The sequence below is a fragment of the Rhizobium sp. SEMIA 4085 genome, assembly GCF_013004495.1.
In the GTDB taxonomy this organism is placed as follows: domain Bacteria; phylum Pseudomonadota; class Alphaproteobacteria; order Rhizobiales; family Rhizobiaceae; genus Rhizobium; species Rhizobium gallicum.
In genome coordinates this window covers 1-10,634 of record NZ_JABEPH010000211.1, presented here as the reverse complement: position 1 = coordinate 10,634, position 10,634 = coordinate 1, and the positions used below count along the sequence as shown (strand labels likewise).

9 protein-coding genes and 1 pseudogene are annotated in these 10,634 nt (G+C 61.7%); 7 read left to right on the top strand and 3 right to left on the bottom strand.

Features of this window, described 5'->3' with window-relative positions; genetic code table 11:
* A partial coding sequence (locus C9413_RS20080; protein ID WP_246703799.1) for a selenium-binding family protein occupies positions 1 to 696 on the bottom strand: 696 nt, incomplete at its 3' end.
* Positions 697 to 1,262: 566 nt separating this feature from the next.
* Between C9413_RS20080 and C9413_RS20075 the strand changes: the two genes are divergently transcribed.
* The 5 genes and pseudogenes from C9413_RS20075 (at position 1,263) to C9413_RS20060 (ending at position 7,076) form a co-directional block, all read left to right on the top strand.
* A complete protein-coding gene (locus C9413_RS20075) occupies positions 1,263 to 2,357 on the top strand; it encodes a branched-chain amino acid ABC transporter substrate-binding protein (protein WP_170250813.1) in 1,095 nt (364 codons plus the stop codon).
* A gap of 87 nt (positions 2,358 to 2,444) precedes the next feature.
* Positions 2,445 to 4,139, top strand: a pseudogene (locus tag C9413_RS33625) (PAS-domain containing protein); the annotation flags it as partial.
* 3 nt (positions 4,140 to 4,142) lie between these two features.
* Positions 4,143 to 5,663, top strand: a complete 1,521-nt coding sequence (locus C9413_RS33620; RefSeq protein WP_246703800.1) for a response regulator — start codon at positions 4,143 to 4,145, stop codon at positions 5,661 to 5,663.
* The gene (locus C9413_RS20065) at positions 5,656 to 6,033 is read left to right on the top strand and encodes a response regulator (protein WP_039844045.1); all 378 of its coding nucleotides are present in this window, start codon (positions 5,656 to 5,658) and stop codon (positions 6,031 to 6,033) included. The genes C9413_RS33620 and C9413_RS20065 overlap by 8 nt, the downstream gene beginning before the upstream one ends.
* On the top strand, positions 6,030 to 7,076 hold the full coding sequence (locus C9413_RS20060; RefSeq protein ID WP_039844044.1) for an adenylate/guanylate cyclase domain-containing protein: 1,047 nt from the start codon (positions 6,030 to 6,032) through the stop codon (positions 7,074 to 7,076). Before C9413_RS20065 ends, C9413_RS20060 begins: the two co-directional genes overlap by 4 nt.
* A gap of 175 nt (positions 7,077 to 7,251) precedes the next feature.
* Here the strand turns inward: C9413_RS20060 and C9413_RS20055 are convergent, their stop codons facing one another.
* On the bottom strand, positions 7,252 to 7,881 hold the full coding sequence (locus C9413_RS20055) for a PQQ-binding-like beta-propeller repeat protein (RefSeq protein WP_039844043.1): 630 nt from the start codon (positions 7,879 to 7,881) through the stop codon (positions 7,252 to 7,254).
* A gap of 48 nt (positions 7,882 to 7,929) precedes the next feature.
* Positions 7,930 to 9,150, bottom strand: a complete 1,221-nt coding sequence (locus C9413_RS20050) for a hypothetical protein (protein WP_039844042.1) — start codon at positions 9,148 to 9,150, stop codon at positions 7,930 to 7,932.
* A 122-nt stretch (positions 9,151 to 9,272) separates the two neighbouring features.
* On the opposite strand from C9413_RS20050, the gene C9413_RS20045 reads away from it, so the two are divergent.
* Together C9413_RS20045 and C9413_RS20040 are read left to right on the top strand one after the other, a co-directional pair.
* Positions 9,273 to 10,109 (top strand): thioredoxin family protein, encoded by an 837-nt coding sequence (locus C9413_RS20045; protein ID WP_170250811.1) that lies wholly within the window; start codon positions 9,273 to 9,275, stop codon positions 10,107 to 10,109.
* On the top strand, positions 10,090 to 10,464 hold the full coding sequence (locus C9413_RS20040; protein WP_170250810.1) for a hypothetical protein: 375 nt from the start codon (positions 10,090 to 10,092) through the stop codon (positions 10,462 to 10,464). Before C9413_RS20045 ends, C9413_RS20040 begins: the two co-directional genes overlap by 20 nt.
* Positions 10,465 to 10,634: the final 170 nt, after the last annotated feature.

The window sequence follows — 10,634 nt, the reverse complement described above, 5'->3', positions numbered from 1 at the left end:
TTCCTGCAAGTGCAGACGGCGGCCGTATTCCGCGCCGAGCAGGATCTTCGGTACCAGGCCGTTTCCGAACGTATCCGGCGTGCCCCACTCGCTGGTGATGAGTGTGTCGTGGCCGAGATGCCACCAGACGTCATAGGAAAGCTGTTGCGGTCCGCGATCCATTTCCCACTGGCCGCGAACCTCGAATGTCTCGTGATCCATGAGGAATACGCCGCCTGGTCCCTTACCCTCGGCATTGCCAAGTGCTGCGACATAGATCCCTTCTGGTCCGCAGTGAACGGTATGCGGCCTGGAGTAACCGGCCCGGTCGGCGAGTTCGCCGGGTTCGATGACCTTGACGATCGATGGCCTGCGGCCATCGGGCTTGGTGTCAATGATATGGATACGCGAGGATTTCAATCCCGGCACCACCAGATAGCGGCGCTCTGCATGCGGATGCGGCGCATTCGGGCAAAGGCAGGATGAACAGGCGTTCCAGCCGAAATGATGCAACTCGTCACCGACATTAGGCATCGCAAGCGATGTGACGATCTGACTATAGGAGGCTGATTGAGGATCGACATCGACGACCGCGAGTTCGTCGGGAACCGCTCGGGTCGGATCGAAGGCGACGACATAGGCAAGTGTCTCCGGCGCAGCCTTCATGGCCATTCGCGGTGACGGATAAAAACTTGGATCGGGTTTCCACGTTACCATGTGAAGTGCTCCTGGCTCGCGTTTGCTGAACAATGAAAGGTGTTCGCTAGATGCTTGCCGACAGCAGACTCATCGCTGCGGACGGGGCAGGATCCAAGGATGTTTCGACGGGATACAGATTCGAAACCGCCCTCTGCGGCTGAGCGAACTTTAGAGGTAATCCTCCCCGCATAATTGTCTCAGATAATGGCGGGTTTTGGCAGTCCCTTTTTCGCCGCCTCCCTGATTGCGGCTTCCACTTCATCGCTTCATGCAAGCGCCCACCATACGACAGACGTCGCGAAATTCGGCGGTTCCGCTCGGCAAGCCCCGCTGCCGGCCCTCTTTGCGGCGGAGCCGCTCACGTCTCGCCATCAACGTGCCCTGCTCAGCGCCATCGACACTAAAGGCCGTATCACTCCTCAGCGCCGCATGGTATATTTTGAAACGTGCGACTAGGCGCCGCTGGAATAGCAGACTGCTGATCGCGGCAGGTCGCGAGTGCCACATCATGACAGAGGCGCCCCCGCTGCGGTTGCGGTACCCCTCTCGTGCGCAAGATTGGTATCAAGGCGGAAGGCTGTTTCATGCACCGTATCGCCGTCTCAGTTTTCGCGCTTGCAGCCGTGGTCGGTTATTCCGCGCACGCTGAGGTTCTGATCGGCGTTTCAGCAGCGATGACCGGACGGCTCGCGTGGATCGGCGAACAGGGACAGCGTGGCGCAGAGATGGCCGTGGCCGATATCAATGCGGCGGGCGGCGTTTTAGGCCAGCGGGTGCGGCTCATCGCGGTCGACGACTTCTGCGATCCAGAGCAAGCGGTGGCCGTCGCCAAAGAACTCGTGGCTGACGGTGTGGTTCTCGTCGTCGGGCACTACTGCTCTGGAGCCTCGATCCCGGCATCAAAGGTTTATGAGGCGGCGGGAGTTCTGCAGATTTCACCGGGGTCGACCAATCCGCTGCTGACCGAGCAAGGCCGTGCCAACGTGTTTCGCGTCATTGGTCGCGACGATGCACAAGGCGTCGTCGCCGGCAACTATCTGGCCGATAATTGGGGCAACAAGAAAATTGCAATCCTTCATGATGGCACCACCTATGGCAGGGGCCTTGCCGATGAGACCAAAAAGCAGTTGAACAAGAGGGGCGCGACCGACACGATCTACGAGGCGTACAGTCCTGCGAAGAACGACTATTCGTTTGAAATCGCTGCACTAAAGGCTGCAAAAGTCGCCGTCGTATATGTCGGCGGCTATCATGCTGAAGTTGCGTTGATGGTTCGCGCTGCACACGATCAAGGCTACGCGGTTCAGTTCATCTCAGGCGATGCCCTGGCAACCGAGGAATTTGCGCTGATCGCCGGTCCAGCCGCTGAAGGAACCCTTTTCACGTTCTCCGCAGACGCCCGGCGAACCCCCGAAGCGGCCCCGGTGGTCGAGCGGTTCCGTGCAGAAAACTTCGAACCCGCAGGCTACACGCTGCTGAGCTACGGCGCCGTTCAGGCCTGGGCGCAGGCGCTCAAGGAAGCCGGTTCGCTGGAGGCGGGCGAGGTGATTGCTTCATTGCGCGGCCACTCGTTTGATACTGTATTGGGCCGTATCGACTTTGACGAGAAGGGCGACCTCACGGTCCAGAGCTGGGTATGGTATATCTGGAAGGGTGGCGAATACGTGCCATTGGAATAACGCAACGCTGACCACGGCGGATTGCGTTCGAGAAAAAAGCTGTGCGGGCCATGTTGACCACATCAGCCGGATCGATGGGTCGCCGCGATGTTTGAACGTCTCGGCATACGTGGTCGCTTACTCTTCGCTTTCTTTGGGATCAGCACCTTCGCGGTACTCGCAACCGCTGCAGCCGTGTATGCCTTCCTGCAAGTGGGCGAGGTCGTCGAAAGGATCACGGAGCGACGGGTCCCGTCGGCGCTTCCATCGCCCGAGCTCCCCCGCCAAGCTGAGCGGGTCGCCGCCACTACGCCGGCCGTACTTGCTACGACCAGCACGGTTCAGCACAACGAGGTCTCGGCTGCGATCGGAGTGGAGATGTCGCGCCTGGAAGACTTGCTCGCCGCGCTCAAAGGCACCGCGGCAAGCACGGCGGCGGTGGCTGAGATCGAAGCCGCAGTGATTGGCCTGAGGCGCAATCTCAATGCTCTCAACGATCTTGTCGCCGATCGCCTCGGTGTGGTTGCACGCAAAGAGGAACTGCTGGGCCGTTTGTCGGCTACGACAGTCGCAAGCGAGCGTCTTGTGGCACCCGGCATCCTCGTGATGAACTCGAAGGTCCCCCAGTGGCGCGTAACCGTGGCGGATGCCGCCGTACCACCCGAAGCACGCGCGGCGGCGACGACAGAGCTTGCTCAGGCAATTTCCGCCTACATCCCGCAACAAAAGGCCCAACGGGAGATTTCCGCGATCAACGAAGCGCTGCTCAAAACGGCGGTTGCGCCGACGCCCGGCGACCTAGCGGTGATGTCGTTTCCGCTGCGCCGCTCGGTCGAGTCGCTTGCGGCGGTGACATCGGAGATCGATGAGAAGCTGCGGACGCGGTTCCGCCAGCGCGTTGACGAGTTCGAGGGGCTGATCGACGGCCCGAAGAGCATCGCGCAAGCGCGTGAGGATGAGCTCGCATTACTCGCAAACGGCGGGAAGCTATTGGTCGAGAACGCTCAGCTCTCGCGTAATTTGACCGTTGCCGTGGATCGCCTGGTAGCTGCGGCAAACCGTGACATCACCGAGGCTGGCCGTGAAGCTGCGACCGTCCAGCGCTACGGTACCGGTGTTGTTCTTGGCTCAGCCGTTCTGAGCCTCCTGAGTTCGGTGCTGGTCGTATGGCTGTATGTCGACCGCAATCTTCTTGCCCGCTTGTCGGGGCTGAGCCAAAGCATGCTTGCCATCGCCGGCGGCAATCTTCGCGCACCACTGCCTCCCACGGGCCGCGACGAGATCGGCCGCATGGCCAAGGCGCTTCTGTTGTTCCGCGACACTGCGGTCGAGGTCGAGGAAAAAAACCTGCGTGAGGTCGCCGAAGCGCGCCAGCGACTCGTCGATGCGATCGAGAGCATCTCCGAGGGCTTCGCCCTTTACGATGCTGAGGACCGACTTGTTCTGTGCAACAGCCGCTATAGGGAAATCCTCTATCCCGGCATAGCCGATGCCGTCGTACCGGGTGCGCAATTTGAGACGATTGTGCGCAAGGCGGTGGAACAGGGCCTCGTCGAGGATGCGAAAGGTCGGGAGGAGGAGTGGCTCGCCGCGCGGCTTGAGGCGCACTGCAACCCTAAGCAGACGCTCGTTCAACATCGCAGCCATGACCACTGGGTTCAGGTAAACGAGCGGCGCATTACCGGTGGCGGCACGGTCGCGGTCTACACCGATATCAGCAAACTTAAGAGGCATGAAACGGAGCTCGAGATCGCCCGCGACGCGGCCATGGCGGCGACCCAGGCCAAAAGCAAGTTCCTTGCCAGCATGAGCCACGAGTTGCGCACGCCGCTGAACGCCATCCTGGGCATTACCGAAATGCTGCAGGAAGATGCCAGCGAAGCTGGCCAGGACGAACTGGTCGAACCGCTTCAGCGGGTTTCGCGCGCCGGCAAGCATCTGCTCAAGCTCATTAATGAGGTCCTCGATCTGTCAAAGATCGAGGCCGGCCGCCTGGAATTGCATATCGAGGAGTTCGATATCGCGGGAATGGTTCAAGATGCCGCCACAACCGCGCAGCCCCTTGCGCAGAAAAACCGCAACCGGATCATCATCCACTGCGCGGATGACATTGGCACCATGCGCGCCGATCAGCTTCGGGTGCGCCAGATCCTCCTCAACCTGTTGAGTAACGCCTGCAAGTTCACGGAGAACGGCCAAGTGACGATTGGGGCGACCTGCGCGAAGCGTGATGGAGGCGGTGGCGTGATGTTCACCATCGCCGACACTGGCATCGGCATGACGCCGCAGCAGATGACGAACCTGTTCCAGGAGTTTAGTCAGGCCGACAGCTCCACCACCCGCAAGTACGGCGGCACCGGGCTAGGGCTTGCCATCAGCCAACGTCTGTGCCGCGCGATGGATGGCCAGATCACTGTAGACAGCATCCCCGGCGCCGGTACCAAGTTCACGGTGTGGCTGCCGTCGGCAATCGACGCTGGCCCCATGCTAGAAGAGCAGCCTGCCCCTGGCTCCGGGATCGCCGTTGATGATAACCTTCGCCTCGTCTCGAACGTGGTCCTCGTCGTTGATGACGATAAGGCGGTGCGGGACCAGATGCGCCGGTTCCTTGCCCGCGAGGGTTGCGATGTAGTGACGGCCAGGGACGGTGCCGAAGGCCTTAATCTGGCCCGGCAGGGGAAGCCAGCACTCATCACCCTTGACGTGCTCATGCCGGGCTGCGACGGCTGGAGCGTCCTGCAGCAACTGAAGGCAGATCCTGAGCTCGCGAGTATCCCCGTGGTGATGCTCACCATGGCCGATAAGAGGAATCGGGGGTATGCGCTCGGTGCCGCCGATTACTTGATGAAACCGATCGACCGCGATGCGCTCCGCAAACTGATCGCCAAATTCTGGTCCGGCGCGCCCAGCCGAGCGCTTCGTGTTCTGATCGTCGAAGATGATGAGAACACGCGCCAGCAATGGCGTCGTATATTGAGTACCGAGGGTTGCGATGTGGACGAGGCCGAGAATGGCCGGGTCGCGCTGGAACGGCTGATCCGCGCGCCTCCGGACCTGATCATTCTCGACCTCATCATGCCGGAAATGGACGGCTTCGAGTTCCTTATCGCACTGCGAAAGCAGCCTGCCTTCAAGGCGATGCCGGTCGTGGTTGTGACGGCGGCAACCCTTGGCAAGGAAGACCACCTTCGTCTGAACGGTGGCGTCGAGCGCGTGCTCGCCAAGACCGCCTTCAGCCGCGACGACCTTCTGGAGGAATTGCGCAAGATGGTTGCTCGATACATTGTCAAACGAAGCTCACCTGACAAGGACCGCCGTGATGGTTAGGATCCTCTATGTCGAGGACAATGACGACAACATCTACATGCTGTCTGCGCGGCTAAGACGCAAAGGCTACGAGGTAGTCGTCGCCACCGATGGCGATCAGGGCGTGGCGCGTGCACGATCGGACGCGCCGGCGCTCATTCTGATGGACTTAAGCCTTCCCGTCCTCGACGGCTGGGAGGCGACAAGACGTCTCAAGGCATTGGCTGAGACGCGGGGTATTCCCGTGATCGCACTCTCGTCGCACGCGATGGCTGGCGACCGCGAAGCAGCACTGGCGGCCGGGTGCGATGACTTCGATACCAAGCCCGTCGACTTCGCGCGCCTGCTTGGAAAGATCAAGGCCCTGCTCCCAAAGGAGTCGATGCGATGAGTGAGGTTGGACATGCCCTGCTCGTCGTCGATGATAACGAGGACAATCGCTTTACGCTGACCGAGCGGTTGAAGCGAGAAGGCTACCGGAACGTGGCATGCGCCAGCAATGGACGCGAGGCGCTCGAAATGCTGGCAACGAGACCGTTCGACCTCGTGCTGCTCGACATTACGATGCCGGAAATGGACGGCTACCAAGTGCTCGAGCACCTGAAAGCCGACACAACGCTGCGCAACATTCCGGTTGTCATGATATCGGCGGTCGATGAGATCGACAATGTGGCGCGCTGCATCAGCCTCGGTGCCGAGGATTATCTGGCAAAACCGTTCAACGCGGTTCTGCTGCGTGCCCGCGTGGCCGCGTGCCTGGAAAAGAAGAGGCTGCGCGACCAAGAGGCGGTATATATGCAGCAAATCGAAAACGAAAAGCGCCGAGCCGACGAGCTTCTGTACGCCATCCTACCCGCCGGCGCGGTGCGTGAGCTCAAAGCGACCAATGAGGTCCGTCCCCGCCGATACAATGAAGTCGCGGTGCTATTTTGTGATGTCGTTGGCTTCACAGCCTATTGCGACGAGAATCCGCCAGAGAAAGTGGTGGAGGATCTCCAGGCGCTGATCGGCGAATATGAACGAATCGTCAGTCAGCATGGGATGGAGAAGATCAAGACTATTGGTGACGCCTTTATGGCTACGGCCGGCCTGTTTGACCGCATGCCAGATCCGGTTTTTGCCAGCTTGCAATGCGGGCTCGACATGGTGAGGGCATCACGCCGCATCGAGCCCAAATGGGAGGTGCGAGTCGGCGTTCAATTCGGTCCGGTTGTGGCGGGAATCATCGGGCAGCGGCAATACGTGTTCGACCTGTGGGGCGACACGGTCAATATGGCCTCCCGGATCGCAGCCCATGCTAGCCCTGGGACTGTAGCGACCAGCGGGGCCACGTGGCATCGCATACGCGAGCGGGGTCGCGGGCATACACTGGGCTTCGTAGAAATCAAGGGCAAGGGTCGGATTGAACTGATCGAATGCCAGGAACTTCGTTGAGGGATCGGAACAGCCCTTCGCCATTCCGCCGTCTTGCCAGACTGAGACGTTCCTGGGTAACGGCAAAGGCATGCTGCCTTTTCGGCAGAGATATAAAACCGCTGAAGGTCCGGATAGCCCCGGAAGCGAAGATTAGTGCCGTTTTGCGTAGCTGGTGACTGTACTGCGGCGCGTCTCACCTCGGCCGGCGGATGGCCCGCACTTTACCGCTGCTTCCGCCGCCGCAGAAGAACTGATCGCCGCCATCGGACTCGAGTCCGGAGACGCCGACATCGGCCGGCATAGCGAGCACTTCCAGGACCTCTCCCGTTTCAGGGTCGATTTGCCTGACGTCGCTCTCGTCACCTTCCCAGGTGGCGTGCCAGAGTTCGCCGTCGACCCAGGTGACCCCCGTGACGAAGCGGCTGGACTCGATGGTGCGGAGAATCGCTCCTGTCTCCGGATCGATCTGATGGATCTTGCGGTCCCGGTATTGCCCCACCCAGAGCGTGCCCTCGGCCCAGGCAAGGCCAGAGTCGCCGCCGCCGGGCGCCGGGATCGTGGCGAGGACGCGGCCGGTCTTCGGGTCGATCTTCTGGATGCGGTCCTCGGCAATCTGAAACAGATGCTCGCCGTCGAAGGCGGTCCCTGCGTGCGCGGCAACATCAATGGAGCGCACCGTCTCTCCGCTCGCGGGGTCGAGGGCGTTCAGTTTGTCTCCGGAAGCAAACCAGACGTGCCGCCCGTCGAAGGAGACGCCGTGCACCTGCTCGGCACCCGGAAAAGGTCCATATTCACGGAGAATTTCGGCTGCGGATCTTTTCATGATTCCACCCTGTCGTTTCAGGTTTTCAACTCAGCTCAGGCACGGACCTTAATCACCCGGCAGCGCACCGGGGAGTAACAAGATTGTCGGGAATCCCGGCACGGGCGGGGTCATCCAGCGACGCGCCCGCCCGCGACCATAAGACTGCACCTTGCCTGCTGCGGCAAGCTGCTCGAGCGCCCGCTGTACCGTGCGCGGGCTGGCTCCGAGCGCAATCGCAAGTGCTGAGCTCGACCATGACTCGCCGTCGGCCAGAAAGGCGAGCACCGCCGGATGCTGCTCTTCGACGGGCGGCACCAGCACAGCGATCTCGCAAGCCCGGCGCGGCGCCAACGCAAAGCCTCGCTTCGTCGCCTTCACATCTGCAAGCGTCCGGATTTCCGCGCGCAGCCGCCCGATCTCGACCCGCAGCCGCGCGCGATGGGATTCATCGGCATGTTTTCCCCGGAATGCGCGTGCGATGAGCACGCCCCTCGGCACGTCTCCAGGCCAGGCTTCGCCCAGCGCACGGGCAAGCGCGAACAACACCGGGCGCGTCGCGAGCGGGACGGCCAGCCGCGCGTCCCGCACGATATTCCGGCACGCGTCCACAACAAGCGCACCGGACGCCGGGAGCGCTTCGATCTCCTCGAGCAGGAGGGGGCGTTGCTCACCACGCGCAATCAGACGCGCTGCGGGCGTTATCAGGAGGCGAGATGCTCGTTCTACCTCCGCCATGAGCGCAGGGATATCTGCCTCGCTCGCCGCGTGCCTGGCCCGCGTGAGAGCCTCGCGCGCAGATTTCGTCTGGAGACGCCGAATGGCGATCCCCGCAACCACCAACTCATGGGCGGCCCTCGACGCGGGCGGAAGCGGTGCTGCATCGAGCGTAGCCAGCATACGCTCGGCCTCGTCGAGGCGGCCGATCAGGAGCAGGCGCCGGACCTCTACGTTCCGTGCGTGCGCGGCATTGATGCGGTCGCCGTGGGCTTCGAGGGTCGCCCGCGCTGCGTCGAGCGCCTTCGCAGGCCAGGTGAGATCGCGCGAGACGAGTGCGATCTCGGCCTCGGCGACGACACACCTTGCGCGCGCCACCGCCTCCTTGCGGCCGAACGCACGCGCCGCACTCTTGAGGAGAGCCGTGGCACGGACGAGATCGCCGATCTGCGCCATCGCAATACCTCTGAGCGCAAGTGCTGGAGCGTCGTCGCGCAGGGCGACCCGCTTCAATGCGCCGAGGGGATCGCCTGCGGCGAGGGCGCGTGCCGCGGCAGTGATCAGCGAGTCCATCGGAATCCCGTCACACTTGTAACTCCCACCATTCGATATCCGGCCCTAGTCTATTCACGACCAGCAAGCAACACGCCGCACCGAAAATGAGACGGCGACAGTCAGCCATTGGAGAAGAAAAGATGACGGCACACGTAACCGGAACACGCGAAGAGTGGTTGTCGGCACGGCTCGACCTGCTCAAGGATGAGAAGGAGCTGACACGGCGCAGCGACGCATTGGCGTTGCGGCGTCGGGAATTGCCCTGGGTTCGGATCGACAAGGAATACCGGTTCGAGACCGATGAAGGAAGCACCAAGCTGGCGGATCTTTTCAGGGGCCGCTCGCAGCTTCTCGTCTATCACTTCATGTTCGGTCCCGACTATACGGCCGGCTGCCCGTCCTGCTCTTCGATCGCAGATGGATTCAACGGCATCGTCGTCCATCTGGAGAACCACGATGTCGCCTTCTCGGCGGTCTCGCGCGCACCGCTCGCAAAGCTGCAGGGGTTCAAGCGGCGGATGGGCTGGACCTTTCCCTGGGCGTCGTCGAACGGCGGCGAGTTCAACCGTGACTTCGGCGTCTGGTTTACTGAAGAGCAGCAGCGCGAGGGCAGCATAGAATACAATTTCCATCGCGAGCCGCCGGCACCGGAGCCGCTCGCAGGAAAAACCGTTCAGGAATGGCAGGTGCGTGGCAGCGAGGGACCGGTCGCGCAGATCGCAGCCATGACCGGAACCGACGTTGCCACATATACGCGCGACAGGCCGGGCCTCAGTGCCTTCGTGCTCGACGACGGCATCGTCTACCATACCTATTCCAGCTATGCGCGCGGTCTGGACGGCCTGTGGGGTATGTACCCCTGGCTCGACCGTGCTCCTATGGGGCGCAACGAGCACGGCGTCTGGTGGCGCCACCACGACAAGTACGACAAGCAATTTCGCCGGGGGGATCACAACGATGATTGCTGCTCGGCGTGAAACTTTGGGCTCCTCCGGCGAAAGCGGCAACCTGGCGGCTCTCGGTTTCGCCGATTGGCTATCCCTTGCGGCGGCCCCGACCTTCGCGGTCATGGCGGTGTTGACGTCGGTCTCTGGCGGTACGGACATGATCTGCTCTGCCGCGTCTCATACGTCACCGCTGACCGGAATGGTCCCAATGTACGTGCTGATGAGCGCGTTTCATTTGGCACCCTGGCTGAAGCTGCTCTCCAGCCGGCGAAGCGGAACCTGTCGTCCCGATTCAGCTTTCGCTCCGCAAAGCACCAACGAACAGGAGAATAACGATGCAGGATCAAGTCGTTTCGCACGAGGAGTGGCTGAAGGCGCGCCTTGACCTGCTCACTGGCGGGAAGGAATTCACGCTGGCTCTTATAACAATCCGACGCTGCCGACGAGCGGACTCGTGGTAGACTCGGTGGGTCGCGGCTCCACCAAAAAAAACAAAATAGCGTGGACTGACAGACAGTCTATGGAGCGCTAAATCTCGACTGAGAAAGCGCAACG

Excerpts from the sequence above, each read along its gene's own strand:
- C9413_RS20075 (WP_170250813.1), top strand. The coding sequence starts at position 1,263 with ATGCACCGTATCGCCGTCTCAGTTTTCGCGCTTGCAGCCGTGGTCGGT.
- C9413_RS33620 (WP_246703800.1), top strand. The coding sequence starts at position 4,143 with ATGAGCCACGAGTTGCGCACGCCGCTGAACGCCATCCTGGGCATTACC.
- C9413_RS20065 (WP_039844045.1), top strand. The coding sequence starts at position 5,656 with ATGGTTAGGATCCTCTATGTCGAGGACAATGACGACAACATCTACATG.
- C9413_RS20060 (WP_039844044.1), top strand. The coding sequence starts at position 6,030 with ATGAGTGAGGTTGGACATGCCCTGCTCGTCGTCGATGATAACGAGGAC.
- C9413_RS20055 (WP_039844043.1), bottom strand. The coding sequence starts at position 7,881 with ATGAAAAGATCCGCAGCCGAAATTCTCCGTGAATATGGACCTTTTCCG.
- C9413_RS20050 (WP_039844042.1), bottom strand. The coding sequence starts at position 9,150 with ATGGACTCGCTGATCACTGCCGCGGCACGCGCCCTCGCCGCAGGCGAT.
- C9413_RS20045 (WP_170250811.1), top strand. The coding sequence starts at position 9,273 with ATGACGGCACACGTAACCGGAACACGCGAAGAGTGGTTGTCGGCACGG.
- C9413_RS20040 (WP_170250810.1), top strand. The coding sequence starts at position 10,090 with ATGATTGCTGCTCGGCGTGAAACTTTGGGCTCCTCCGGCGAAAGCGGC.